The sequence below is a fragment of the Bacillus clarus genome (assembly GCF_000746925.1).
GTDB classification, from domain to species: Bacteria; Bacillota; Bacilli; order Bacillales; family Bacillaceae_G; genus Bacillus_A; species Bacillus_A clarus.
Window position 1 is genome coordinate 3426284 of sequence record NZ_JMQC01000008.1, and the last position, 25750, is coordinate 3452033.

A 25750-nucleotide genomic window follows, 5' to 3' on the forward strand; every position below is an offset into this window, starting at 1 on the left:
ATAGGAGGGCCATTACTTTTCAACTTAATCATTTCATCAATATAATCAAGCTACAAATCAATACTGAAATTTTTAAAAATGGTATATGGAAAGTAATTTCGTTTAATGTGGTAATTTAAGAGATAGAAAAAGAACCATGTTTGTCTTTTTAATCGTCCTATAATACAATTATAGTAGCAAACTAACGTTCGTTATGTAAGTGAAAGGTGGGGTTATATGTCACTTCGATTTGTGATTGGTAGAGCTGGAAGTGGAAAAAGTGCACTTTGTTTACGTGAAGTGCAAGAAGAGTTAAAACAGCGTCCAAGAGGAAAAACAATATTGTATCTTGTGCCGGAGCAGATGACATTCCAAACGCAGCAGGCGTTAATTGGAAACGAGGATGTAAGAGGGTCTATCCGGGCACAAGTTTTTAGTTTTTCCAGGTTAGCGTGGAAGGTACTGCAAGAAGTAGGTGGTGCAAGCCGTCTTCACATTGATGAAGCGGGCGTGCATATGTTACTTCGTAAAATTGTGGAATCTCGTAAAGACGGATTGTATGTGTTTCAAAAAGCAGCAGAGCAAAATGGTTTTTTTGAACATCTTGGCAGTATGATTGCAGAGTTTAAACGCTATAATGTTACACCGTCTAACGTATATGAAATGTGGCAACAATTAGATGCACATAGTAGTAGTGCGGAACAAAAGCTATTGGCAAATAAAGTATATGATTTGCAGCTATTATATGATGATTTTGAGCGAGCTTTAATCGGAAAATATTTAGATTCAGAAGACTATTTACAGTTACTAATCGAAAAGCTTCCGCAGTCTGAATATGTAAATGATGCGGAAATTTATATAGATGGATTTCATTCATTCTCCCCTCAAGAGCTAGAAATTATGAGACAGCTCATGATTTGCGGGGTGAGAATAACAATAACGCTAACGATAGATGAAAAAACGTTAGCACAGCCAGTGAATGAACTAGATTTATTTTATCAGACGACGTTAACGTATGAAAAAATAAAACAAGTAGCACGTGAAGAGAAGATTACGATTGAAAAGACAATTCCACTTATTGAACAGCCACGTTTTCATTCTCCGGCATTAGCTCATTTAGAAGCTCATTACGAAGCACGTCCAAATGAAAAATTTCACGGTGAAGCAAGCGTTACAGTAAGCACAGCAGCTAATTTACGAGCAGAAGTAGAAGGAGCTGCTCGTGAAATTCGAAGACTTGTTGCGGATGAGAACTATCGTTACCGAGATGTTGCGGTGCTTCTGCGTAACGGAGAAAGTTATTACGATGTAATGCGAACATTGTTTACAGATTATAATATTCCGCATTTCATCGATGAAAAACGTCCGATGTCACATCATCCATTAGTAGAATGCATTCGTTCTGCTTTAGAGATTATTAGCGGGAACTGGCGCTATGACGCGGTGTTCCGCTGCATTAAAACAGAGCTTCTATATCCATTAGACGTAAGAAAAGAAGCGATGCGCGAAGAGATGGACGAATTTGAAAACTACTGTTTAGCGTACGGTGTACAAGGAAAGAGATGGACTGCCGAAGAACCGTGGATGTATCGTCGTTATCGCTCTCTTGATGGAGTAAATGGAACGATAACTGATAGTGAGCGTGAAATGGAAGAGAAGATTAATCGCCTTCGCGATGTTGTAAGAACGCCGGTTATTCGTATGCAAAAGCGATTGAAACGTGCTGGAACAGTGATGCAAATGTGTGAAGCTGTTTATTTATTTTTAGAGGAGCTTGACGTTCCGAAGAAATTGGAAGAATTACGTTTGCGTGCAGAAGAAAGCGGAGATTTCTTATTTGCGACAGACCATGATCAAGTGTGGGAAGAAGTAATGAGCCTTCTTGATACGTTTGTAGAGATGCTTGGCGAGGAAAAAATGTCCCTTTCTATGTTTACTGACGTAATGACCACGGGGCTTGAAGCACTTCAATTCGCCAATATTCCGCCGTCTTTAGATCAAGTATTAGTTGCTAATATTGATCGTTCTAGATTATCAGATATTAGAGCAACATTCGTTATCGGGGTAAATGAAGGAGTTATTCCAGCAGCACCTATGGATGAGGGAATGCTTTCTGATGAAGAAAGAGTTGTTCTTAGTGCGGCTGGTGTTGAATTAGCACCAACGACGAGACAAACTTTATTAGAAGAACAGTTCGTTATGTATCAAATGGTAACGAGGGCGTCTGAGAAGTTATACATTTCTTGTCCGCTTGCGGATGAAGAAGGAAAGACGTTACTTGCTTCTAGTTTTATTAAGAAAATAAAGAGAATGTTCCCTGATGTGAAAGAAACGTTTATAACAAATGATGTAAACGACTTATCACGCTCAGCGCAAATCTCATATGTAGCAACGCCAGAAGTTACGTTATCGTATGTGATGCAACAACTGCAAACGTGGAAACGATACGGGTTTGAAGGGAATTTAGATTTTTGGTGGGATGTATATAACTTCTATGTTACTTCAGATGATTGGAAGCAAAAAAGTAGTCGTGTATTATCAAGTTTATTTTACCGAAATCGTGCACAGAAATTGAGTACAGTTGTAAGTAGAGACTTATACGGAGATAAAATTAAGGGAAGCGTCTCTCGTATGGAACTATTTAATCGCTGTGCGTACGCTCATTTTGCACAACACGGTTTATCGTTAAGAGAGCGTGATATTTTTAAATTAGATGCACCGGATATCGGTGAATTATTCCATGCGGCGCTGAAGAAAATTGCGGATAAGTTATTACGTGAAAACCGTACTTGGGCTGATTTATCAATAAAAGAGTGTGAGCATCTTTCTGCTTTAGTAATAGAAGAAATTGCACCGTTATTACAAAGACAAATTTTATTAAGTTCGAACCGTCATTTTTATTTAAAACAAAAACTACAACAAATCATTTTCCGTACATCGCTCATTCTTCGTGAACACGCGAAGTCTAGTGGCTTTGTACCAGTTGATTTAGAGGTTCCATTTGGTATGGGTGGTACTGGCTCACTTCCACCAATGGAATTTGCATTACCGAATGGTGTGAAAATGGAAGTTGTCGGCCGTATTGACCGGGTCGATAAGGCGGAAGATGAGAGTGGTACGTTCCTTCGTATTATCGACTATAAATCAAGTTCCAGAGCGTTAGACTTAACAGAAGTGTACTACGGATTAGCGCTTCAAATGTTAACGTATTTAGACGTCGTAATTTCAAATGCAAATACGTGGATGAAAAAAGGCGGGACAGCATCACCTGCGGGCGTACTATATTTCCATATTCATAATCCAATTGTTGAGATGAAAGGTGACGCTTCGGAAGAAGAAATTGAAAAAGAAATTTTAAAGAAATTTAAAATGAAAGGACTCGTACTAGGGGACGCTGATGTCGTTCGTTTAATGGATAATAAGCTTTCAACAGGAAGCTCTGATATTATTTCTGCTGGTCTAAAAAAAGACGGTAGTTTTAGTGCGCGTTCTAGCATTGCAAGTGAGCAAGAATTTAACGTACTTCAAAAATATGTACACCATACGTTTGAAAATATCGGAAAAGACATTACAGAAGGTGTCATTGATATTGCTCCGTATAAAATGGGGAATAAAGCGGCATGTACGTTCTGTAATTTTAAATCTGTTTGTCAGTTTGATGAGTCACTTGAAGATAATCAGTTCCGCGCGTTAAAAGATATGAAAGACAGTGAAGCGATGGAGAAAATAAGAGAGGAGGTTGACGGAGAATGATAGAGAATTGGCCTAAAAAACCAGAAGGTAGTCAATGGACAGATGACCAGTGGAAAGCTGTTGTAGCGAACGGACGTGATATTTTAGTTGCGGCCGCTGCTGGATCAGGAAAAACAGCTGTACTCGTTGAGCGTATTATTAAGAAGATTATTAGCGAGGGGAATCCGGTAGATGTCGACCGTTTGCTCGTTGTAACGTTTACGAATGCAGCGGCGCAAGAAATGAAAAATCGTATTGGAGAAGCGCTAGAAAAAGTATTAATTGATGAGCCAGGTTCACAACATATACGAAAGCAGCTTAGTTTATTAAATAAAGCTTCCATTTCTACGATTCACTCGTTTTGTTTACAAGTAATTAGAGGTTATTATTACATGCTTGATGTAGACCCTCGCTTTCGAATTGCGAATCAAACAGAGAACGAGCTATTAAAAGAAGAAGTGCTAGATGACATACTAGAAGAAGAGTATGGAATAGAGGATAATCGTATTTTCTTTGAACTTGTTGATCGCTATACGAGCGATCGCAGTGACGATGACTTACAGCGTATGATTTTAGCGCTTCATACAGAATCAAGAGCACACCCTAATCCAGGTAAGTGGCTTGACAAATTAGTAGAAGCATATGACGTTGAAGGAAAGACGATCGAAGATTTAGTATATGCTGCTTACTTATTAGAAGATGTGAAATTCCAGCTTGAAACAGCGGAAGAGTATATTCGTAAAGCGACTGAACTAGCGATGCTTCCTGACGGTCCAGCGCCTCGCGTCGAAACTTTACAAGCGGATTTAGCTTTACTTGGAACGCTATCAAGTGCAGCTCGTGAGTCGTGGACAAGCCTTTATGAAGCGATGCAAAATGTATCGTGGCAAACGTTAAAGCGTATTAAGAAAAGTGATTACAACGAAGATGTTGTGAAACAAGTAGATTCTCTTCGAAATAAAGCAAAAGATGAAGTGAAGAAATTACAGGAAGAATTATTTAGTCGTAAACCAGAAAGTTTCTTACGAGATTTTAAAGATATGCATCCTGTATTAGAAAAACTCGTTCAGCTCGTAAAAGTGTTTACAGATCGTTTTCAAGCGATAAAGCGTGATAAAGGAATGGTCGATTTCACAGATTTAGAACATTTCTGCCTACAAATTTTAAGTGAACAAAGTGAAGACGGCGAAATGCGCCCATCAGCAGTAGCGCTTCAATATCGTAATAAATTCGCTGAAGTACTTGTCGATGAATATCAAGATACGAACTTCGTACAAGAATCAATCATTAAGTTCGTAACGAAAGACTCTGAGCGAGAAGGAAACTTGTTTATGGTTGGTGACGTAAAACAGTCAATCTATCGTTTCCGACTAGCAGAACCTGGTCTGTTTTTAGGGAAATATAAACGTTTTACGCCAGGAGGGCTAGAAGGCGGAATGAAGATTGATTTAGCAAAAAACTTCCGTAGCCGTCATGAAGTGTTAGCTGGTACCAACTTTATCTTCAAGCAAATTATGAGCGAAGAAGTTGGGGAAATCGATTACGATGCTGACGCTGAATTAAAGCTAGGTGCTAGCTATCCAGAAGGCGAGGATGTAGCAGCTGAACTGTTATGTGTTCATCAATCTGAGGAAGAAGAGCTAGACGGAGAAGAGGGAGTAGAAGTAGAAAAAGCGCAGCTTGAAGCACGCCTCATTGCTCAGCGTATTAAAGCGATGGTTGATTCAGGTTATGAAGTGTACGACCGTAAAAATGATAGTATGCGTCCTGTACAATATCGTGACTTCGTTATTTTACTTCGTTCGATGCCATGGGCTCCGCAAATTATGGAAGAGTTAAAATTGCAAGGAATTCCAGTATATGCTGATCTTGCGACTGGCTACTTTGAAGCGACAGAAGTAAATATTATGATGAATGTATTTCGCGTTATTGATAATCCAGTGCAAGACATTCCGCTTGCAGCTGTACTTCGTTCACCAATTGTTGGACTAAATGATGAAGAACTTGCAATGTTACGTGCTCACGAAAAGAAAGGCTCATTTTATGAAGTGATGCGTTCATTCTTACAAGGAGCACCTCTTGAAGAAGAGAAAGAACTGCATGAAAAACTAGAATGGTTTTATAACTTACTTCAAGGGTGGCGTGAGTTTGCACGCCAGCAATCTCTTTCAGATTTAATTTGGAAAGTGTATCGTGAGACAGGTTATTATGATTTTGTCGGGGGTCTTCCAGCCGGAAAGCAACGGCAGGCGAACTTGCGTGTATTATATGATCGAGCAAGACAATATGAAGCAACATCATTTAGAGGGTTATTCCGTTTCTTACGTTTTATTGAGCGTATTTTAGAACGTGGTGACGATATGGGAACGGCGAGAGCGCTCGGTGAACAAGAAGATGTCGTTCGCATTATGACAATCCATAAAAGTAAAGGATTAGAGTTCCCGGTTGTATTTGTAGCTGGACTCGGTCGTCGTTTTAATACACAAGACTTAATGAAGCGCTTCTTATTGCATAAAGACTTTGGATTTGGTTCACAATTTATCGATCCGCGTAAGCGAATTAAATATACGACATTATCGCAATTAGCGATAAAGCGTAAAATGAAGATGGAATTAATTGCAGAAGAAATGCGCGTATTATATGTTGCATTAACGCGTGCGAAAGAGAAGTTAATTTTAATCGGAACGGTTAAGGATAAAGATAAGGAAATAGAGAAGTGGCTTGATGCAAGGGAACATAGTGAGTGGTTATTACCGGATCACATACGTGCCGGAGCGTCATGTTATTTAGACTGGATTGCTCCTTCCCTATATAGACATCGCGATAGTGAGATGCTACTTGAGCTAGGACAAGGGACCATTCCGAATGAAATTTATGAATATGAAGCGAGCTGGAAAGTGGAAGTAGTTGACGGTAAAGATTTACTTGCACCAGAACCAGTTCAAGAAGAAAAGCAAGAACTGTTAGAAGCACTTCGTGAGAAAAAGGCCGTTCCGTTAGAGAGTGAACGAAAAGAGGAAGTGTACGACAGATTAATGTGGGAGTATAGATATGAGGAGGCAACATCTTACCGTGCGAAGCAATCTGTTACAGAAATAAAAAGAAATTATCAATCTGAAGACGGAAGTGATAACGCCTTTATAAAAAAACTTCGTGCACCTATAAAAACGCGCCCACGCTTTATGGAGAAAAAAGGATTAACGTATGCAGAGCGAGGGACAGCGGTCCATGCCGTTATGCAGCATGTAGATTTGAAGAAACCAATTACGATTGAGGTTCTTCAGGAACAAATTGCAGGAATGGTAAATAAGGAACTGTTAACATTTGAACAAGCAGAAGAAATAGCAATCGAAAAAGTGATTTCATTCTTTGAAAGTGATCTCGGTAAAAGAGTATTAGCGGCGAAAAGTGTCGAGCGCGAAGTACCATTTACGATGATGCTTTCAGCAGAAGAGGCGTATCAAGATTGGCAAGGTAAGAGTGAAGAAGCGATACTCGTCCAAGGGGTTATCGACTGCATGATCGAAGAGGAAGATGGCATTACTTTAATCGACTTCAAAACAGATACGATTGAAGGTAAATTCCCAGGCGGATTCGATCAAGCAAAACCAATTTTAGAAGACCGTTATACAGTGCAGCTTTCATTATATGCAAAAGCGTTAGAGAAAAGCTTACAACACCCTGTGAAAGAAAAGTGCTTATACTTCTTTGATGGAAATCATATCGTAAATATTGATGAATAGAGAAGCTTTTAGAGAGGGGCTACGTAAAATGGTAACTTCCGAGAAAACGTTAAGAACTTGTGAAAAAGGACATGAGTATTATAAAAGTAGTGATTGTCCAACTTGCCCGATTTGTGAGAATGAAAAGAAACCAAAAAGTGGCTTCCTATCGCTTCTTTCATCACCAGCAAGACGTGCGTTAGAACATCATGGAATAACGACTATAGAAGAATTATCTCAGTATAGTGAAAAAGAGATTTTGAAACTGCACGGTATAGGACCTGCGTCTTTGCCTAAATTGAGAGCGGCTTTAGAGGAAAAAGGATTGTCATTTAAATAAAATGAAACCATAATCAGTGGAGACTAGCATCTTCACTGATTATTCGTTTATATAAAGCGGGATAGAAAATGAGATAGTGGATCGTAAACGAAATCTCATTTTGAAAATCTTGAATCAAAGGATAAAACGCTTCAATTTGAAGTATTTATCTGTGTGGAAATAATAATGTTTGAAGGGAATTTTGCATGGATTCCATTAAAGAAAAATTAGATTTATTACGTAATGAAATAAAAGAGATGGGCGGTATAATCGATTTCGATTGGTGTGGTAGCTTGTTATATCCTTATTATGAGCATTTTAATGATAATAAATTGAGATACAGATCAGGTTCATTGGTAGCCTTTTGGGGACTTCTCAGGGAGTGGGAAGATGAAAGTGGCTTTCCGTTTTATACAGGTACTCAGAAGTATGATTGTCATCATTTTGATATGTATTTAAAGGCGTTTTTAAAATATGCTCCTAAGGTTAAGAGGCAATTTCCAAATATTTATCTTGTTATTGTTGAATCATTGATGGAGTTTGACGAAAGAGAAAGATGGGAAAGTGAATTTCCTAACATATCTAAGGAGTTATTCGATGCTGTTAGAGAGGAACTGTTCCATGCTGAAGTTATAAAAATAGATTATGATGTTTATCAAAAAGTATATCAAGAAGGGCGAATGCTTTATTAAAAGAAGATAAACTTTAATGAGATTTCTCCTAAACTATGAAATGTGTTGTGATTAGACTCTTGTCAAAATGGAAACCTTTATTCTTAACATTTTAATTATCTCTAAAAAACAAAACAGCCTTAGCTCTATACAATATAGCGCTAAGGCTGTTTCGTTTTTATGCTGTTCCGATTTGATCTTGATCTGCCACATCAGAATCAAACGTATTTGTTGCGCTAACGCCGCTGAATGTATTAACGACAAATCCAACGTTGGAGGCACCAGAGCCATTATAAGCTTTTGTATTTTCTTTCGGAGAGACGTTGTAAAAATCACCTAAATTGAAAGAACCGTTACTGTTTTGGACGACGAGATTTCCAACAACAGAAGGCATAGTATTCACCTACTTCACTACTCTTTTTTAATTACTATATGATTCATTTAGCGGAAGGTTCATTTGTAATATATTGACGAATTTGCAGCGTGCGAGAATTATTAAAAACATAGTCAACATTGCCGATTTGGAAACAAGCGGAATTTAAAAGTGTCCGTAATAGAACATCATTTACTTCAATAAAAGGGCACTCATTTATAATATTCACTTTTACATCTGTTGTTCGCTTCGGAATTGTAATGTGTTCATCCGTAAAGATTTCAAACGAATCAAAACGACCTTCTCCTTTTATATAATAAGGGATTTCTCGATGAACGATAAGCGCTCTATTTTTTAATTCCATTTGATTTGCATCCCCAACTTGAAAGACGGCTGCAATCCCCAAAGAAATGATAGAAATATTGTGCACAACTGAAATATGACGGAGCATATTTTTTCCTCTCCTTAACCTGGAGTAGGAGGGACATCTGTTACTAATGGTACAAATGGTCCCTCTGTAACCGATTCAAATGGTGTGTCAAGAATAGAGGAGAGAATAAGAAGGTTTGCATCCCCAATTAAAAATAGTGCGGATGAAGACACACCGTTCATTTTAATCTGACCGACCTTTAACTCACGGTTTATGACATTTAAATTCATGCACACTTACTCCTTTCGGAAGTTGCCTGGTATGTGTTGTATAAAGGAGAGGAATGCTTTGTCGATATCTTGTTTCATTGCTTGAATAATGACGTCGCGTAAATATTCTGGGTCCGATGAAACCCCTTCGTATGGTTGTACTTGCGATAAGTAATAAGGAAGCCTATGTTCCATCTGTTTCTTTATATCATCAATCATCATTTGACGATACATATCGTCAAGTGGTGTTCTCTCTTCGTTTTCAAAATGGAGGATTCGATTATATGCTTCCTCATCTAAGTAACGATGCATCTCTTGAATGATGCCTTGATAAAAGTCAGGATTTGTTTCTGTTTCTGGATTTACTTTTAGTGTTTCTGTATCTACTTGGAAATCTTCAATTTGTTGTCCTTTAGTCGAAAATGGGTTTAAACCGATATTTAAAGTACCATTTAAGTTTTCTACTTTTAATTGGTCGAATTTGTATTCCACTTTTCCTATAGAAGAGGAGGGACGGCTTTTTAATTCATTAAGTTCTTCCTGTAATAAACGAACTTGATTTTCTAAAGCTAGGATCGTTTCTTGCTGGCTTTGAAGAACTTGTTGAAGTTGGTGTAAGTAAGTATATATATCTTGATTCATTTGGTGAAACCTCCTTTTCAATAGGGAGGGTGTATACTACTGCTAATATATTTATGATAAGGATGACTTAAGAAGAACTAGTTGTTGGTTTAATGGAAATGATTTGTCCTTTTGCTGTTAGTGGGCGAAGAGGTTCTGTAAATCCACCAGTGTTTGAGAATTTAGAGAGTGCTTTAATACTTCCAGCAGTTCCAATTTGAAAAACAGAGGATGTTGTAATACTGTCTATTCTAATTTTGTTAATAATAATACTTTGATTTACATAGAAGTTCATTCTGTAATCGCCTCCTTTAGTTAGAACCGATTATCGCTTGATCAATTATATCTGAATCATTAACAGTTGTTGAGCTTTGATAATTGTAAACTGAAATATTATCTCCAACATTAAAAGAACCAGCACCTGCAAAAGCTCGGGAATAACTAATCGGTCTAATTGCAAAAACATCGCCTATATGAAAGATACCACTGGACCCAATATTAACGATACGAATCTGTCCAACCATAGCCGGCATAAAAAACACCTTTCATTGTTAAAGTTTTATTTTGTAGTAACTTTTGAACAGTAAAACATATATATGCAATATAAATAGAACACAAGAATGAAAAATTTTCTTTTCTACTATTGTATGGGCGTTTTCAATAAAATGTGTGTTTTTTTCAAATAAAAGAAACACACGTTATTGTGTGTGTGTTTCAATCGTATGAGTGGGAACAAACTCTACCTGCATATGCCAAACAACGTTTAAGAGCCTGTCCAGTTCTTGGCTACAAATTACTGTTCTTTGAGAAGTTATTCCATAGCGTTCAGCAAAATAGATCATTTTCTCGCGTTTTTTTTCGATAGCTTGCTCAAACATAGAATCGGCTCCATCTCTTTATAGATTTTTATGTATATATGTAGTACATATTATACAAAAATCCCATAAAAAAGAAACATCTTCGCTAAAAAAAGTATAATTTCTACATTTTATTCCAAAAAACAAATGAGTAACAAATGTACAAAGCGAAGAATATTGTAAAAATTAGCGTGTGTGAGAAGGTTTTTTTCTAAGTAGTGCGAATACAATTACATTGTATGAGTCTTAGGATGGAGAGTGGAAATAGTGCGTTTTGTAACGGCGAAGAAAGAGGAAAAAGTATTTATTGGTATTGTAGATGAAGATGAAGAAAAGGTGTTGCACTTGAGAGAAGTGCAAAGGCAAAAAGGGGAAAAGGTTACAATTCCAATTACGATGCTAGAATGTATTGAAAAAGGAAGCGAATGTATTGAAAAGGTTTATGAAATCGTAAATTGGGCAAGAGAAAATGAACAGGCGGCGTATTATCCATTAACTGAAGTCAAAATATTGGCGCCTATTCCAAGGCCGAGAAAGAATATTCTTTGCGTTGGAAAAAATTATCGTGATCATGCGGTAGAAATGGGCGGAGAAGAATCTATTCCAGAAAATATAATGATCTTTACGAAAGCACCAACAACTGTTATTGGAATTGGTGAGAAAATTAATAGCCATCCTCATGCAACAAATGAATTAGACTATGAAGGTGAACTAGCAATAGTCATTGGAAAACGCGGGAAACAAATTCAGAAAGAAAAAGCGCTTGAGCATGTTTTTGGCTATACAATTATAAACGATATAACAGCTCGAGATATTCAAAGGAAACATAAACAATTTTTCTTAGGAAAAAGTTTTGATACATTTTGTCCGCTGGGCCCATATTTAGTTCATAAATCGGCAGTTGAAACACCAAATGAATTAAATATTGAAACAATAGTGAATGGGGAAATAAGACAAACTTCAAATACGAGAGAGATGATTTTTTCAATAGAAGATATTATCTCTACTATTAGTAAAGGTATGACACTAGAACCAGGAGATATCATTGCAACTGGAACGCCAGCTGGTGTTGGAAAAGGTTTCACACCACCGAAGTTTTTGCATGCTGGTGATGAAGTGGTCGTTAGAGTAGAAGGAATTGGTACTTTACGAAATATAGTGAAATGAAAAAATGGGCTATCTTGTGAAAAGATAGCCCATTTTTTAAGGGGAAGGGTTTCGAAGTGTTGTTAGTGAATTAAATCAGCAAAATCTAAAATTATACATATCAATAGTATATTTAATTATATTACTATTAGTTTTGTTAATAGTTCAGGTAAAGTGGCGAAAAAGCGTTCCAAAATGGTTCTTACTATTTATATTATTGATACTATCCATAAACGCTCTAGTACAGACATCAGTTAATTTATATGAAACCAATAAAGAAATACATTTTTTTTATCTGCGACTAACTCAGTAGAGAAAGATCTTTATTAATGAATAAAAACGATTGAAGAAGAGATAATCTTCTTTAAGTAGATTATACAGCTTGCATTATGAGTTGCATTACGAGAAGACAACGTATGTCAAATGATTTACTTCATTATCAAAGATCTTAGCAAAAATGAATGATGTTTTTTATAAAAAGGAAGAGGCTGTCCTACATTTTGGGACAGCCTCACTATTATTAAGATAATACAGCTTTAATTTTTTGGAATGCCCACTCTAAATCTTCTTCAGAGATTACTAGAGGTGGTGCGATACGAATTACGTTTTCGTGTGTTTCTTTACATAATAGACCAGATTCTTTTAGTTTTTCACAGTAAGGACGAGCTGGTTCGTTTAATTCGATTCCGATAAATAAGCCTTTACCACGAATGTCTGTAATCATTGGGTTATCAATTTCTTTTAATTGCCCAACTAATTTTTCTCCTAATTGAAGAGAACGCTCTGTTAATTTTTCTTCTTCTAATACTTCAAGAGCTGCGATAGAAACAGCACATGCAAGTGGGTTACCACCGAATGTAGAACCGTGAGAACCTGGCTCAAATACGCCTAAAATGTCACGGTTTGCAGCAACGCAAGAAATTGGGAATACACCGCCGCCAAGAGCTTTACCAAGTATGTACATGTCAGGAGTTACATTGTCCCAGTCGCAAGCAAATACTTTACCAGTACGGCCTAAACCTGTTTGGATTTCATCTGCTACGAATAAAACGTTTTCTTTTTTACATACTTCAAGAGCTTCTTTTAAGAAACCAGCTGGTGGAATGTTAATTCCTGCTTCACCTTGAATTGGTTCTAAAATGAATGCTGCTGTATTTGGTGTAATTGCAGCTTTTAACGCTTCTAAATCACCGTAAGGAATAACAATGATGCCAGGAAGCATTGGGCCGAATCCGCGTTTGTATTCTTCGTTTGATGACATAGAAACAGCACCCATCGTACGTCCGTGGAAGTTATCTTCACAAACAATGATTTCTGCTCTGTTTGCTTCTACTTTTTTCACATCATATGCCCAACGGCGTGCTGTTTTAATTGCAGTCTCAACAGCTTCTGCACCTGTATTCATTGGAAGTACCATATCTTTATTTGTTAGTTTCGCAACTTTTTCGTACCAAGGACCTAATTGATCGCTATGGAATGCACGAGAAGTTAACGTAACACGATTTGCTTGGTCAATTAAAGCGTTGATGATTTTTGGGTGACGGTGACCTTGGTTTACTGCAGAATATGCACTAAGTAAGTCCATATAGCGGTTTCCTTCAGGATCTTCTACCCAAACACCTTCTGCTTTAGAAATAACGATTGGAAGTGGATGATAGTTATTAGCCCCATATGTGTCTGTAAGTTCGATAATATCCTTTGTTTGAATCATGATAGTTCCCCCTTTTGTTATTACAAGAAGTTTATAAATACTCTAAATATTATATCATTTAAATGTAAAAAAGCGAAACATTTCCTGAAAATAAAGAGACATGTTATCATATAAAATGAAAAAGTGTGAACAGAGGAGGTAGGGATACGATGGTACATATGCATATTACAGCATGGGCGTTAGGATTAATTTTATTCTTTGTGGCGTATTCTCTTTATTCGGCAGGAAGAAAAGGTAAAGGTGTACATATGGGACTTCGCCTAATGTATATTATCATTATTGTGACAGGTTTTATGTTGTATCAAGGTATTATGAAAACGGCAACAGGTAACATGCACATGTGGTATGGCTTAAAAATGGTAGCTGGTATTTTAGTTATCGGTGGAATGGAAATGGTTCTTGTAAAAATGAGCAAAAACAAGAAAACAGGGGCATTTTGGGGACTATTTGTTATCGCGCTTGTAGCTGTGTTTTATCTAGGATTGAAATTACCAATAGGTTGGCAAGTATTCTAATAAAAATAAAACCACCTTATAATCTCAAATAGTTGAGAGATAAGGTGGTTTTTATTTTATGTCGCATCGATATGCAACTCTTCTCCGTTTACTTTCGTAAATCGTAAAATATTTTTATTAGAGGAAGAATAGCGTACAAAATGATGCTGTAGTGTACAAATCATTTCTTCATTATCGAATAAAAGAATATTTACGCCTTCACAAGGCTCTTCTTTCGCCTGAAATGATAAATAGTTATGGCAATACATACAATCATATAAAGAGTAATTGAGTGATTGCAGTGATTCCGTTAATAATACGAAAACAGAATCAGGTAGTTCCTCTAACCATTCATGATAACTAAGAAGTAATTTTTTTCGAATTCGTATCATTTCTCCGTTTTGCAAAGGGTGCTGTTCGTTTGCAATTTGTAATACGTCTTGTTCGTAGAAACGGGCTGGTAGCCAATTGTTGTTATATAAAATTTCAAAACCATCTTCAATAATATCTTCTAATAAAAATGCTTCATCATTTTCATCATCAAAGAATACCCATTCGTTGTTTATATATTCCACATTACCGATTGTATGAGAGCGCGGTTGATTATACAAAATATGTTTGCGTTGTATCATGTGTGATTTCTCCTTTTATAGAAGTAGTTATTCTTGTTATGGACAGTTCGTACGTTCTTTATAACTAGACACACCTAAAGATAGGTGGGCATACAATAAAACACGCTTTACACAGTGAAACTGTTATCCATATATGGATAGTTAGTTATCGTCAAGTTTGTTTTATAAGTATCCGCATTCTGCTTCATTTCTTATGGGGCCCTTGGGTGCGGCTTACTGCACGTTCAGACGCAGATATTAGATTAGGAAGGATGATTCTTATGTGCGGGATTACAGGATGGGTGGATTATAAGCGCTCATTAGAAGGGGAAAGGGACGTCGTGATGAAGATGGCTGAGACGCTAGCGAAACGCGGACCAGATGATAACAAAGTTTGGATTAAAGGGAATGTCGCATTCGGGCATAAACGATTAATTGTTGTAGACCCTGAAGGCGGTAAGCAACCGATGACTTGTTTAAAAGATGAAACAAGTTATGCGATTTGTTATAACGGAGAGCTCTATAACACAGAAGATATTCGAAAAGAATTATTACGAAGAGGATATACGTTTAGGGGGCATTCTGATACGGAAGTGCTATTGGCATCTTATATAGAATGGAAAGAGGAATGTGTTGATCATTTAAATGGGATTTATGCGTTTGCGGTATGGGATGAGACGAAAGAACAAGTTTTTATCGCAAGAGACCGATTAGGGGTAAAACCGTTATTTTATAAATATGATAGCGGAAGATTGTTATTCGGTTCAGAGTTAAAAGCGATATTGGCGCATCCAGATGTAAAGACTGAAGTAACGACAGAAGGGTTATCAGAAATATTGGGGCTCGGGCCATCACGAACGCCTGGTCATGGTATATATGCTGGTATTCAAGAGCTTCGTCCTGGGCATGCCCTTACGTTTTCGAAAAATGGTTTATGTATATGGAGATATTGGAATGTAGAAAGTAAGAAACATGAAGATTCATTTGAAGAAACGGTAGAGAAAACTCGCTTTTTATTACAAGATGCAATTACGCGACAACTAGTTTCTGACGTGCCGTTATGCACGTTTTTATCAGGCGGTGTGGATTCAAGTGCTATAACAGCTATTGCAGCAAAGGTGTATGAGCGAGAAGAGAAAGGGCAGTTACACACATATTCCATTGACTATGAAGATAATGAAAAATATTTTAAAGCGAATGCATTTCAACCGAATTCAGATGCGCCTTTTATTAACTTAATGACAGAGACATTTCATACAATTCACCATCGCTGCGTAATTTCGAATGAGCAGTTAGCTGAATACTTAACGGAAGCGGTACTCGTTCGTGATTTACCTGGTATGGCAGATATTGATTCTTCATTATTATGGTTTTGCCGTGAAATTAAACAAGATTTTGTCGTTGGTTTATCAGGGGAATGTGCCGATGAAATATTCGGTGGTTATCCGTGGTTTTATCGAGAAGATGATTTACAATCAAGTGCATTTCCGTGGATGCGTTCTACAGAAGCGCGTGAACAACTTCTGAAAAAAGAATGGCGCAGCAAATTAAATTTACAAGAATATGTGCAGCGACGTTATGAAGAATCAATACAAGAAGTGCCTGTTTTAGAAGGAGAAAGCGCAATTGAAGCGAAAAGAAGACAATTGTTTTATTTAAATATGGTTTGGTTTATGACAACATTATTAGATAGAAAAGATCGCATGAGCATGGGGGCAAGCTTAGAAGTGCGGGTGCCATTTGCGGATCATCGTCTTGTCGAATATGCGTGGAATATTCCTTGGGAAATGAAAATGTATAAAAAACGCGAAAAAGGTCTATTGCGCAAAGCATTAGAAGGAATACTTCCGAATGATATATTGTATAGAAAGAAAAGTCCGTATCCAAAAACGCATAATCCGCATTACACAAAAGCGGTAACAGTATGGCTTGAGGAATTATTAACTGATAAAGGTTCGATTTTACATGAACTGTTTGATAGAGAACAACTTAGCGGGCTCATTCAATCGGGAGGAAGTGCATTTCAAACGCCGTGGTTCGGTCAATTAATGACAGGGCCTCAGCTTTTAGCACATTTAGCACAAATTCATGTGTGGTTTAAGGAGTATGGAGTGAATATTAAAGAATAGGGAAAGGGCGGCTTGCATTTTTGTGAGCCGCTTTTCATATAATGACAATTAATATTTTAAATAAATTGTCAAATGAAATTTAAAATTATATTATAAATAATATTTATTTATAATAATTATTTTGACGTATTTATTATTGCTTGTTATAATTAGAAACAAATGTTCTTGAAAAAGATTCTCATTGCTGAAATTGAGGTGTTATAGATGGGGAAGAGAAAAATAGGTTTATTGGTAATGGCATATGGAACGCCAGAGTCACTAGACGATGTGGAGGCGTATTACACTCACATTCGTCATGGGCGTAGACCATCTAAGGAAGCGCTTGAAGATTTAATTGGGCGCTATAAAGCAATCGGAGGTATTTCGCCACTTGCGAAAATTACGAAAGAGCAAGCTCATAAATTAACAGCTTCCATGAATGAAAAGTTTACAGAGTATGAATTTGTTTGTTATTTAGGACTCAAACATATTGCACCATTTATTGAAGATGCAGTAGAAGAGATGAAGCGAGATGGAATTGAGCATGCAATTAGCATTGTGTTAGCGCCCCATTATTCGACATTTAGCATTAAAGCATATAATGACCGTGCGATTTTCCTTTCAAAAGAAATAGATGGTCCCATTATTGAACCGATTGAACAATGGTATGAAGAACCGAAATTTATTTCGTATTGGGCAAATGAAATAAAAGATACATTTACTAGAATTGAGAATAAAGAGAAAGCTGTTGTTATTTTTTCTGCACATAGTTTGCCAGAAAAAATTATCGCAACAGGCGATCCTTACGTAGAGCAATTACAGCATACAGCTGATTTAATTGCGGAGGCAGCTGATATTCAAAATTATACAATTGGTTGGCAAAGTGCCGGAAATACACCAGATCCATGGATTGGGCCAGATGTTCAAGATGTAACGAGAGATTTATATGAAGAGCACGGATATGAATATTTCGTATATTGCCCAGTTGGTTTTGTCGCAGAGCATTTAGAAGTGCTATATGACAATGATTATGAATGTAAAGTTGTGACAGATGAATTAAATGTTGCGTATTTTAGACCGGCTATGCCAAATGCACGATTTACATTTATTGATTGTTTAACTGAAATAGTTTCCAAAAAAATGAATAAAATAATTGACAAAGTATTAATTTTGAATAATAATTAATTTATAATGATTTTAAATAAAAAATAATTATCGAAAAAGAAAGAGGAGGTTCCCTTGATGAATCCAAATAATCGCTTAACAACAAACCAAGGTGCTCCAGTTGGAGATAACCAAAATTCTCGTACGGCTGGTCGTCGTGGACCGGTATTACTAGAAGACTATCATTTAGTAGAAAAACTCGCTCACTTTGACCGTGAACGTATTCCAGAGCGTGTTGTGCATGCACGTGGTGCAGGTGCTCACGGTGTATTCGTAACGAAAAACAGCATGAAGCAATATACGAAAGCAGCGTTTTTACAAAATGAAGGAACTGAAACACCTGTATTCGTTCGTTTCTCAACGGTTATTCATGGTCAAGGTTCTCCAGAAACAGCTCGTGATCCACGTGGTTTCGCAGTTAAATTCTATACACAAGAAGGAAACTACGATATCGTAGGTAACCATTTACCAGTTTTCTTCATTCGTGATGCAATTAAATTTCCTGACATGGTGCACTCTTTAAAGCCAGCACCTGATACAAATATTCAAACACCAGATCGCTATTGGGATTTCATGACGTTAACTCCAGAATCTACGCATATGATGACATGGGTATTTTCTGATTATGGTACACCTGCGAGCTATCGTGAAATGGAAGGTTTCGGTGTGCATTCATTTAAATGGATTAACGCAGAAGGCAAAATCGTTTATATTAAATATCACTGGAAACCACAGCAAGGTGTACGCAATTTAAGTGCAAAAGAAGTGGAACAAGTACAAGGTAGAGATTTCAACCATGCAACTCGTGACTTATTCGATGCGATCGAAAAAGGAAATCATCCAAAATGGGATCTACACGTACAAGTGATGCAATTAGATGAAATGGATTCTTTAGATTTCGATCCATTAGATCCAACGAAAGTATGGCCAGAAGATCGTTTCCCGCTCATTGAAGTAGGGACGATGACGCTGAATCGTAACCCAAAAAACTTCTTTGCGGAAGTAGAACAAGCGGCGTTTACTCCAAGTGCAACTGTACCTGGTATTGAACCATCTGAAGATAAATTATTGCAAGGTCGTTTATTCTCTTATCCAGATACGCAGCGTTACCGCCTTGGTGCAAACTATTTACAAATTCCTGTAAACTGCCCATACGCAGCTGTTCGTAACCAACAACGTGATGGTGCGATGCAAATCAATCAAAACCCATCAACAATTAATTACGAACCAAGTCGCCACACTGACAATCCAGTTGAAGATCCAGCGTACCGCGATTCAACTATGAAACTTGAAGGCTATGTATCTCGTGAAAAAATTGATAAACCAAATGACTTCAAACAGGCTGGTGAGCGTTACCGTTCGTTCTCTAAAGAAGAACAAGATCATTTAATTGCGAACTTAACAAATGACTTAAAAGATGTAAATGAGCGAACAAAACTACTTGCGATTTGCAACTTCTTCCGTGCAGACCGAGACTACGGTATGCGCTTAGCTGAAGCGTTAGATGTTGATATTTCAACGTATGTAGGAACTCCTACAGAATAAATAGGAAAAGACGACTCATTTTGGTCGTCTTTTTTGTTGTACTGTAAAACAAAGTGAGTAGCATGGGGGATTGCGTTCAAGTGGGTTATGTCGAATTTTACAGATAGGTTGATTTATTATGTCGAATCGTTGATATAATCGGAGAATCGATCGATATATTCACTGGAATGCCAATTGGGGTATATTCGTGGTCCATAAATAAAAAGGTGTACTTTATTTTTAATAGAGTACACCTTTTTCGTATGAGTTAGTTCACTCGTTCTGTGTATTCGTAAGCTTTCTCTCCATGCATTGAAATATCAAGGCCCATTTGTTCTTCGTGTTCATCTACGCGGACTGGGAGGAAGAAATTAATGGCTTTAATGATGGTGTATGTCATAACGATTGTAAATGCGTATGTTGCGCCAATCGCAGCGAGTTGTTTGAAAAGAAGTGTAGCATTTCCGTAAAATAATCCGTCAGCACCGCCGCTATTTACTGAGGTTGTTGCGAAAAGTCCAGTAGCAATACCACCCCATGTTCCTCCGATGCCGTGGCATCCAAACGCATCAAGAGTATCATCGTAACCGAATTTGTTTTTTAGGAAGAAGACAGCGCCGAAGCATAATACACCACCGATTGCTCCAATAAGAAGAGCGAAGAAAGGTGTTACAAATCCGCAAGCTGGTGTAATTGCTACAAGTCCAGAAACAGCGCCGCAAGCAGCTCCCATTGCAGTTGGTTTCGATTGGAAGAACCATTCGGAGAGCATCCAAGTTAATGCGGAGGCAGCAGCTGCTATATTTGTGTTAATAAATGCAGTTAAGGCTACATCATTTAAAGATAGTGCGCTACCAACGTTAAATCCGAACCAACCGAACCATAGTAAGCCAGCACCTAGCATCGTAAATGGTAGATGGTGAGGGGAAGTTCCGTTTACATCTTTTCGTTTTCCGAGGAAAATTGCTAAAACAAGGCCGGCAACTCCGGATGTAATATGGACGACATTACCGCCAGCGAAATCTAAAGCGCCGATTTCTCTTAGCCATCCGCCAACACCCCATACCCAATGAGCGACGGGATTGTAAACGATTGTTGTCCAAATGAGGATAAAAATGAGGAATGCAGAAAATCGCATTCTTTCAGCGAATGCACCTGAAATTAAAGCTGGCGTTAAAATTGCAAACATAAGTTGAAACATCATAAATAAATTGTGAGGAATAGTAGCGGAATAGTCTGGGTTTGGTGCGTAGGTAACGCCGTTTAAACCGAACCAATCGAGTGTGCCGATAAGTCCGTTCCAATCTGGTCCGAATGATAAAGAATAACCGATAAGAATCCATTGAATTGAAACGATAGCCATTGCACTATAACTGTGCATTGTCGTGCTGAGCACGTTTTTACTGCGAACCATGCCTCCGTAAAAAAGTGCCAACCCTGGTGTCATAAGCATGACCATTACTGTCGTTACAAATATAAAAACCGTATCTCCCGTATTCATTCTTTTTCCCTCCTGTTATGTTATAAAATATTACATCTATTGTTATGTTACATATCATATTCGAAAACGAATCGAAAATCAACTGAATTTTTAGAGGATTTTATGTGTAATGTTAGATAATGTAACATAAGGGGTTTTTCGAGGAAGAAAAATAGCCATATGCGATTTGTTCTAATAATTGGTATAATATTCTTACAATTAAAAAGTTGGGGGATGCATGTGAAAAAAATATGGACTAGGGAACTATTCATTTGTTTTTGTTTAGCTGTCGTTCTGTTTGTGCCAATACATACTTTTGCAGAAGAAAAAAGGGAATGGCAAGATGAGGTTATATATTCGATTATGATTGACCGCTTTAATAATGGGGATCCAAAAAATGATAAGCAACTTGATGTAGGGAATTTAGAAGCGTATCAGGGCGGGGATATACAAGGGATTATTAAAAGGCTTGATTACATAAAGGAAATGGGATTTACCGCCCTCATGCTTTCGCCACTTTTTGAAAGTAAAAACTATGATGGGTATGATGCCACTCATTTGCAAAAAGTAAATGAGCATTTCGGGTCATTACAAGACGTGAAGCAACTTGTAAAAAAAGCTCATCAAAAAGGAATGAAAGTTGTATTCCAATTTCCTTTTGGAGAAAATGAGCAAGAATTAATCGATTCGATGAAATGGTGGATAAAAGAGGTAGATTTAGACGGAAGTTACGTTATACATAGTGAAAAAAAGCCGCGAGTTTTTTGGGATGAAGTGCAAAAAGAATTGCAACCGATAAAAAAAGATTTTCGCCTTATGACAGATGAAAGTAGTAAAAATGATGAGTATTATAAAGAAATTGTAGAAGTATTTTCGAAAGCTGATACATCTTTGAAGCGATTACATGTTGTGAGTGAGAAAAAAGGATTATCTAATACATTTTTAGACAATCAAGAAACGAAGAGATTTGCACGTATTGCGAAAGAAAATATGTATTACCCGCCATCTCGTTTGAAACTAGCTCTTACGTATTTATATACATCACCAGGAGTACCAAGCTTTTATTATGGTACTGAAATTGCATTAGATGGGGGGGATGTTCCAGATAATAGGCGGTTAATGGATTTTAGAACGGATGAAAAGTTTATGCAGCACATAACAAAACTTGGTGAACTGCGTCAAAATAGAACGTCTTTAAGGCGTGGTACGTTTGAATTGTTATATGAAAAAGGTGGCATGAGTGTACTAAAAAGAAAATATAACAACGAAATAACACTCGTAGCGATTAATAATACGAAAGAGACGCAAAAAATTCCTATCCATGCGAGTGTGATTGGAGAAAAACAGGAATTACGTGGCCTATTAGAGGATGAAATTATAAGGGAAGAAAACGGGAAGTTTTATCTTGTTTTAAAGCGTGAAGAAGCGAATGTGTATAAGGTAGGAAAAGAGACAGGAATCAATTGGGTGTTCGTATCTTTATTAGTCGGTATCAATATATTGTTTATTGCATTTTTAATAGCGGTTAAAAAGAAAAAATCCTCCGAGTAGAGGATTTTTTTCTTTTTATCGATAGTTAATGAATTGTACATCGATTGGTAAATCAGCGCTGCGAACTGCTGCGATTACTGCTTGTAAGTCATCACGGCTTTTCGCTGTTACACGTACTTGGTCATCTTGAACTTGTGTTTTCACTTTTAATTTCATCTCTTTAATAATGGTGTTGATCTTTTTAGCGTTATCTTTATCGATACCTTGTTGCAACGTTGCGCGTTGGCGTACTGTGTTACCGGATGCAGCTTCAACTTTTCCGTAGTCCAAGTTTTTAATTGGAACGTTACGTTTTACAAGTTTAGAAATAAGAACGTCTTTTACTTGTTCTAATTTAAACTCATCGTCAGAAGTTAAAACAAGTACTTCTTTTTCTAATTTAATATCACTTTTACTTCCTTTAAAGTCATATCGGTTTTGGATTTCTTTTAATGCGATGTTAATTGCGTTTGTTACTTCAGGTAATTCTACTTTCGAAACGATGTCAAAAGAACTATCTTTTGCCATAGTTAGCACCTCCAAATAAATTTCTTATCTTTTTACGTCTAAGTCAAGCTATGTACTGTACATATTAAAGTATAGCGGAAAACGTGTTAAGACTTAAGAGTTTTCATGTTCATATTGATGAAACCTCACTTAATTATAGTGAATTTTGGGCAGTTGGACAAATAAAGGAAAAATCGTGTTATAATTAACTTTTGTTTGGAATGATAAAAAGACAACTTTATATATATAGAAGGGAATTAAAAAATATGTATTTGCAATTAGGATCGATTGAACAGGTAACTGTTTTACGCGAAACGGAAATCGGATATATGGTTGGGAATGAAGAAGAAGAAATCTTCCTACATAAAAATGAAGTAGCTGGAGAAATTGAAGAAGGCGATACAATTGATGTATTCTTATACCTTGATCATCAAGATCGAATTTCAGCAACAATGAAGGAGCCAATTATTACAACACATGATTGGAACTGGGTAAAGGTTGTAGAAGTTATTCCTAGTTTAGGTGTGTTTGTTGATATCGGTGTATCAAAAGATATACTAATTCCAGCTGATGAGTTCCCGATTTATATGCCAGTATGGCCTGAAGAAGGCGATGAATTATATTGTACTTTAAAATTAACGAATCGTGACCGTTTGATTGCTCTTCCTGCAAGAGATTCAGATATGCAAGAAATTATCGTAGATGCGACGCCATCTATGCGCAATAAAAACGTAAATGGACGCGTATATCGTTCACTTCAAGTTGGTTCTTTCGTATTAACAGATGAGCATTTCCGTGCATTCTTACACCATACAGAAAGAAAAGAACAAGTCCGTATTGGTGAGCGTGTAACAGGTCGTATTATTGACGTGAAAGATGACGGTACAATTAACATTTCACTTCTTCCTCGTAAAGAAGAGGGAATGGAAGACGATGCAGCGGTTATTTATGAGTACATGGAAAGCCGCGGTGGAGCAATGCCGTTTTGGGATAAGAGTCACCCAGAAGATATTAAAGAGCGTTTCAATATGAGTAAAGCGGCATTTAAGCGTGCGCTTGGTAAAATGATGAAAGAAGAAAAGATTTACCAAGAAGAAGGTTGGACGTACTTTAAGAAATAAAATGGACTAAAAAAGAACTATCTTTTCTCTAATTTGTTAGAGGAGAGGTAGTTCTTTTTTGTGTTAATTTCTTACACGTTATTGATGGTGGTTTTATTGTTCATTATATTTATATTAGAATGAATTTTTAACGAGAAAAGGCGAAAACAATTCGTTCGCAGCATATAGGTAGGATAACAACAATCTCCATATCGAAAAGAATGTAAACGGTCAAGTTGTCGCAAACTATGAATATGACGCATGAGGGTATGTCAATGAAATGTTATAATGCTGGATTGTAAACAGTTTGGTAAGAAGTTAAATGACTTATCACTTATCGATGACTATGAAGATGCGCAGGGTATTATTCGTTTAATTGATGAGAAGAAAATCGAGGCAGAAGAGGTATTGTGGTATCCGTGGTTAATTTTGAAATGTGCATAGAATATTGTCATTGTTATCAAGAAGTATAAAAACGATAGACCTTTTCCATTCTTGTATGAAAAAGGTCTATCGTTTTTTAGTTTCCTTGAGCAGAAAGATTAGAAAAAGTATCTTTCAAGTCACTATCTTGTATTTTAATATCAGCTTTCTTTAACTCATCTAACAATATTTTTTGACTTACTGCAGGATCAGCCATACGTTCTTCTTCTAAACTTTTACGAATGGAACCTTTAACTTCATCATAAGGCTTCAATTCTTTTTTATCGGTAAGTTTAATAATATGGTAGCCGTCTGATGATTTTACAGGATTGCTAATTTCCCCGACTTTTAATTTATAGGCAGCTTTTTCAAATTCAGGTGCCATTTTACCTGCTCCGAAGTACCCAAGATCTCCGCCGTTATCTTTTGACCCTGGATCTTGAGATTGTTGTTTTGCCAATTCTTCAAACGAAGTACCGGCGTCTAGTTTTTTCTTTATCTCTTTTGCTGTGTTTTCATCGTTTACTAAAATATGACTCGCTTTAATTTCTGGTTTATAGAGATCTTTCACGTCTTTTTCTGTAATGCTCTTCTTAATTGCTTCATTCATTGCAAGCTTAAATCGAATTTGATTTTTAAAGTCTTCTTCATCTTTTAAGCGATTATTTTCTAATACCATTTTGAACTGTTCGCCATATTGTTCTTTCGCTTTTTGAAACTCTTTATTCACTTCATCATCAGATACTTTATATTTTTGTTTGATGATATCTTGTGCCATCATTTCGTATAACATGTCTTTTCCATAGCGATTTTTTAACTGTTTATCAAAATCGTCTTTTGTAATGGTTGAGTTTGCTGCGGTTGCAATTGTGTCCGAGTTCGTTTTTTGTCCACAAGCAGATAACATTAATGTGCTTATTAGTGCGGTTATAATGAATATATGTTTTCTCATCGTGCTAACCCCTCATCCGAATATGTTATCGCTATTGTAGAATATAGAAGTGAACATGAAGTGAATTTTTAATGTTTTTCCCTGTAA

General features: G+C 36.9%; 24 protein-coding genes. 12 read left to right on the forward strand and 12 right to left on the reverse strand.

Annotated features, from left to right (window positions below):
* Positions 1 to 216 precede the first annotated feature (216 nt).
* The 4 genes from addB to DJ93_RS18410 all read left to right on the forward strand — a co-directional run bounded on the left by addB (position 217) and on the right by DJ93_RS18410 (position 8444).
* The gene (addB, locus tag DJ93_RS18395) at positions 217 to 3732 is read left to right on the forward strand and encodes a helicase-exonuclease AddAB subunit AddB (RefSeq protein ID WP_042982418.1); all 3516 of its coding nucleotides are present in this window, start codon (positions 217 to 219) and stop codon (positions 3730 to 3732) included.
* The gene (gene addA / locus DJ93_RS18400; RefSeq protein WP_042982419.1) at positions 3729 to 7454 is read left to right on the forward strand and encodes a helicase-exonuclease AddAB subunit AddA; all 3726 of its coding nucleotides are present in this window, start codon (positions 3729 to 3731) and stop codon (positions 7452 to 7454) included. Before addB ends, addA begins: the two co-directional genes overlap by 4 nt.
* A 28-nt stretch (positions 7455 to 7482) precedes the next feature.
* Positions 7483 to 7773 (forward strand): RNA polymerase alpha subunit C-terminal domain-containing protein, encoded by a 291-nt coding sequence (locus DJ93_RS18405; protein ID WP_042982420.1) that lies wholly within the window; start codon positions 7483 to 7485, stop codon positions 7771 to 7773.
* 185 nt (positions 7774 to 7958) lie between these two features.
* Positions 7959 to 8444 (forward strand): hypothetical protein, encoded by a 486-nt coding sequence (locus DJ93_RS18410; protein WP_042982421.1) that lies wholly within the window; start codon positions 7959 to 7961, stop codon positions 8442 to 8444.
* Between the two features lie 157 nt (positions 8445 to 8601).
* On the opposite strand, the gene gerPF is transcribed toward DJ93_RS18410, so the two are convergent.
* The 7 genes from gerPF to DJ93_RS18445 form a co-directional block, all read right to left on the reverse strand.
* A complete protein-coding gene (gene gerPF, locus DJ93_RS18415) occupies positions 8602 to 8817 on the reverse strand; it encodes a spore germination protein GerPF (protein ID WP_001141570.1) in 216 nt (71 codons plus the stop codon).
* 43 nt (positions 8818 to 8860) lie between these two features.
* A complete protein-coding gene (locus DJ93_RS18420; RefSeq protein ID WP_042982422.1) occupies positions 8861 to 9247 on the reverse strand; it encodes a spore germination protein GerPE in 387 nt (128 codons plus the stop codon).
* A gap of 14 nt (positions 9248 to 9261) precedes the next feature.
* Positions 9262 to 9456: a spore germination protein GerPD gene (gene gerPD, locus DJ93_RS18425; RefSeq protein WP_042982425.1), complete on the reverse strand. Its 195-nt coding sequence runs from the start codon at positions 9454 to 9456 to the stop codon at positions 9262 to 9264.
* Between the two features lie 6 nt (positions 9457 to 9462).
* Positions 9463 to 10077: a spore germination protein GerPC gene (gene gerPC / locus DJ93_RS18430; RefSeq protein ID WP_042982426.1), complete on the reverse strand. Its 615-nt coding sequence runs from the start codon at positions 10075 to 10077 to the stop codon at positions 9463 to 9465.
* Positions 10078 to 10144: 67 nt separating this feature from the next.
* Positions 10145 to 10351, reverse strand: coding sequence for a spore germination protein GerPB (gene gerPB / locus DJ93_RS18435; protein ID WP_042982427.1), 207 nt, complete (start codon positions 10349 to 10351; stop codon positions 10145 to 10147).
* Between the two features lie 16 nt (positions 10352 to 10367).
* Entirely contained in the window at positions 10368 to 10589 is a 222-nt protein-coding gene (locus DJ93_RS18440; protein WP_042982428.1) for a spore germination protein, read from the reverse strand.
* A gap of 165 nt (positions 10590 to 10754) precedes the next feature.
* Positions 10755 to 10934, reverse strand: coding sequence for an aspartyl-phosphate phosphatase Spo0E family protein (locus DJ93_RS18445; RefSeq protein WP_042982429.1), 180 nt, complete (start codon positions 10932 to 10934; stop codon positions 10755 to 10757).
* A gap of 246 nt (positions 10935 to 11180) precedes the next feature.
* Here DJ93_RS18445 and DJ93_RS18450 point away from each other — a divergent pair, with 246 nt between their 5' ends.
* Complete coding sequence (locus tag DJ93_RS18450) at positions 11181 to 12080, forward strand: fumarylacetoacetate hydrolase family protein (RefSeq protein WP_042982431.1); 900 nt, start codon at positions 11181 to 11183, stop codon at positions 12078 to 12080.
* A gap of 499 nt (positions 12081 to 12579) precedes the next feature.
* On the opposite strand, the gene rocD is transcribed toward DJ93_RS18450, so the two are convergent.
* Positions 12580 to 13770, reverse strand: coding sequence for an ornithine aminotransferase (gene rocD, locus DJ93_RS18455; protein WP_042982432.1), 1191 nt, complete (start codon positions 13768 to 13770; stop codon positions 12580 to 12582).
* A gap of 149 nt (positions 13771 to 13919) precedes the next feature.
* Here rocD and DJ93_RS18460 point away from each other — a divergent pair, with 149 nt between their 5' ends.
* Positions 13920 to 14285 carry a YisL family protein gene (locus DJ93_RS18460; RefSeq protein WP_042982433.1) on the forward strand — a complete coding sequence of 122 codons (366 nt, stop codon included), beginning with the start codon at positions 13920 to 13922 and terminating at the stop codon, positions 14283 to 14285.
* Between the two features lie 56 nt (positions 14286 to 14341).
* Here the strand turns inward: DJ93_RS18460 and DJ93_RS18465 are convergent, their stop codons facing one another.
* On the reverse strand, positions 14342 to 14896 hold the full coding sequence (locus tag DJ93_RS18465) for a DUF2777 domain-containing protein (protein ID WP_042982434.1): 555 nt from the start codon (positions 14894 to 14896) through the stop codon (positions 14342 to 14344).
* Positions 14897 to 15156: 260 nt separating this feature from the next.
* On the opposite strand from DJ93_RS18465, the gene asnB reads away from it, so the two are divergent.
* From asnB to katB, 3 genes are all read left to right on the forward strand, one after another.
* Positions 15157 to 17004, forward strand: coding sequence for an asparagine synthase (glutamine-hydrolyzing) (asnB, locus tag DJ93_RS18470; protein ID WP_042984252.1), 1848 nt, complete (start codon positions 15157 to 15159; stop codon positions 17002 to 17004).
* Positions 17005 to 17208: 204 nt separating this feature from the next.
* Complete coding sequence (hemH, locus tag DJ93_RS18475) at positions 17209 to 18168, forward strand: ferrochelatase (protein ID WP_042982435.1); 960 nt, start codon at positions 17209 to 17211, stop codon at positions 18166 to 18168.
* Between the two features lie 57 nt (positions 18169 to 18225).
* On the forward strand, positions 18226 to 19692 hold the full coding sequence (katB, locus tag DJ93_RS18480; RefSeq protein WP_042982436.1) for a catalase KatB: 1467 nt from the start codon (positions 18226 to 18228) through the stop codon (positions 19690 to 19692).
* Between the two features lie 247 nt (positions 19693 to 19939).
* Here katB and DJ93_RS18485 read toward each other — a convergent pair whose 3' ends face one another.
* Positions 19940 to 21172 (reverse strand): ammonium transporter, encoded by a 1233-nt coding sequence (locus DJ93_RS18485; RefSeq protein ID WP_042982437.1) that lies wholly within the window; start codon positions 21170 to 21172, stop codon positions 19940 to 19942.
* A gap of 159 nt (positions 21173 to 21331) precedes the next feature.
* On the opposite strand from DJ93_RS18485, the gene DJ93_RS18490 reads away from it, so the two are divergent.
* Positions 21332 to 22702 (forward strand): alpha-amylase family glycosyl hydrolase, encoded by a 1371-nt coding sequence (locus DJ93_RS18490; protein ID WP_042982438.1) that lies wholly within the window; start codon positions 21332 to 21334, stop codon positions 22700 to 22702.
* Positions 22703 to 22717: 15 nt separating this feature from the next.
* Here DJ93_RS18490 and DJ93_RS18495 read toward each other — a convergent pair whose 3' ends face one another.
* Positions 22718 to 23209, reverse strand: a complete 492-nt coding sequence (locus tag DJ93_RS18495; protein ID WP_042982439.1) for a YajQ family cyclic di-GMP-binding protein — start codon at positions 23207 to 23209, stop codon at positions 22718 to 22720.
* Between the two features lie 245 nt (positions 23210 to 23454).
* Between DJ93_RS18495 and DJ93_RS18500 the strand changes: the two genes are divergently transcribed.
* Positions 23455 to 24309, forward strand: coding sequence for a CvfB family protein (locus DJ93_RS18500; protein ID WP_042982440.1), 855 nt, complete (start codon positions 23455 to 23457; stop codon positions 24307 to 24309).
* A gap of 267 nt (positions 24310 to 24576) precedes the next feature.
* Positions 24577 to 24732 carry a hypothetical protein gene (locus DJ93_RS33270; protein ID WP_181969236.1) on the forward strand — a complete coding sequence of 52 codons (156 nt, stop codon included), beginning with the start codon at positions 24577 to 24579 and terminating at the stop codon, positions 24730 to 24732.
* A 76-nt stretch (positions 24733 to 24808) separates the two neighbouring features.
* On the opposite strand, the gene prsA is transcribed toward DJ93_RS33270, so the two are convergent.
* Positions 24809 to 25663, reverse strand: a complete 855-nt coding sequence (gene prsA, locus DJ93_RS18505) for a peptidylprolyl isomerase PrsA (protein WP_042982441.1) — start codon at positions 25661 to 25663, stop codon at positions 24809 to 24811.
* Positions 25664 to 25750: the final 87 nt, after the last annotated feature.

What these genes read in the sequence shown, in the direction of transcription:
- rocD (WP_042982432.1), bottom strand. Translation starts at nt 13,770, where the DNA reads ATGATTCAAACAAAGGATATTATCGAACTTACAGACACATATGGGGCT.
- DJ93_RS18485 (WP_042982437.1), bottom strand. Translation starts at nt 21,172, where the DNA reads ATGAATACGGGAGATACGGTTTTTATATTTGTAACGACAGTAATGGTC.
- DJ93_RS18495 (WP_042982439.1), bottom strand. Translation starts at nt 23,209, where the DNA reads ATGGCAAAAGATAGTTCTTTTGACATCGTTTCGAAAGTAGAATTACCT.
- katB (WP_042982436.1), top strand. Translation starts at nt 18,226, where the DNA reads ATGAATCCAAATAATCGCTTAACAACAAACCAAGGTGCTCCAGTTGGA.
- gerPB (WP_042982427.1), bottom strand. Translation starts at nt 10,351, where the DNA reads ATGAACTTCTATGTAAATCAAAGTATTATTATTAACAAAATTAGAATA.
- gerPC (WP_042982426.1), bottom strand. Translation starts at nt 10,077, where the DNA reads ATGAATCAAGATATATATACTTACTTACACCAACTTCAACAAGTTCTT.
- DJ93_RS18445 (WP_042982429.1), bottom strand. Translation starts at nt 10,934, where the DNA reads ATGTTTGAGCAAGCTATCGAAAAAAAACGCGAGAAAATGATCTATTTT.
- DJ93_RS18440 (WP_042982428.1), bottom strand. Translation starts at nt 10,589, where the DNA reads ATGCCGGCTATGGTTGGACAGATTCGTATCGTTAATATTGGGTCCAGT.
- DJ93_RS18405 (WP_042982420.1), top strand. Translation starts at nt 7,483, where the DNA reads ATGGTAACTTCCGAGAAAACGTTAAGAACTTGTGAAAAAGGACATGAG.
- DJ93_RS18465 (WP_042982434.1), bottom strand. Translation starts at nt 14,896, where the DNA reads ATGATACAACGCAAACATATTTTGTATAATCAACCGCGCTCTCATACA.
- asnB (WP_042984252.1), top strand. Translation starts at nt 15,157, where the DNA reads ATGTGCGGGATTACAGGATGGGTGGATTATAAGCGCTCATTAGAAGGG.
- addB (WP_042982418.1), top strand. Translation starts at nt 217, where the DNA reads ATGTCACTTCGATTTGTGATTGGTAGAGCTGGAAGTGGAAAAAGTGCA.
- DJ93_RS18420 (WP_042982422.1), bottom strand. Translation starts at nt 9,247, where the DNA reads ATGCTCCGTCATATTTCAGTTGTGCACAATATTTCTATCATTTCTTTG.
- DJ93_RS33270 (WP_181969236.1), top strand. Translation starts at nt 24,577, where the DNA reads ATGCTGGATTGTAAACAGTTTGGTAAGAAGTTAAATGACTTATCACTT.
- addA (WP_042982419.1), top strand. Translation starts at nt 3,729, where the DNA reads ATGATAGAGAATTGGCCTAAAAAACCAGAAGGTAGTCAATGGACAGAT.
- hemH (WP_042982435.1), top strand. Translation starts at nt 17,209, where the DNA reads ATGGGGAAGAGAAAAATAGGTTTATTGGTAATGGCATATGGAACGCCA.
- gerPD (WP_042982425.1), bottom strand. Translation starts at nt 9,456, where the DNA reads ATGAATTTAAATGTCATAAACCGTGAGTTAAAGGTCGGTCAGATTAAA.
- DJ93_RS18460 (WP_042982433.1), top strand. Translation starts at nt 13,920, where the DNA reads ATGGTACATATGCATATTACAGCATGGGCGTTAGGATTAATTTTATTC.
- DJ93_RS18410 (WP_042982421.1), top strand. Translation starts at nt 7,959, where the DNA reads ATGGATTCCATTAAAGAAAAATTAGATTTATTACGTAATGAAATAAAA.
- prsA (WP_042982441.1), bottom strand. Translation starts at nt 25,663, where the DNA reads ATGAGAAAACATATATTCATTATAACCGCACTAATAAGCACATTAATG.
- gerPF (WP_001141570.1), bottom strand. Translation starts at nt 8,817, where the DNA reads ATGCCTTCTGTTGTTGGAAATCTCGTCGTCCAAAACAGTAACGGTTCT.
- DJ93_RS18490 (WP_042982438.1), top strand. Translation starts at nt 21,332, where the DNA reads ATGCGATTTGTTCTAATAATTGGTATAATATTCTTACAATTAAAAAGT.
- DJ93_RS18500 (WP_042982440.1), top strand. Translation starts at nt 23,455, where the DNA reads ATGTATTTGCAATTAGGATCGATTGAACAGGTAACTGTTTTACGCGAA.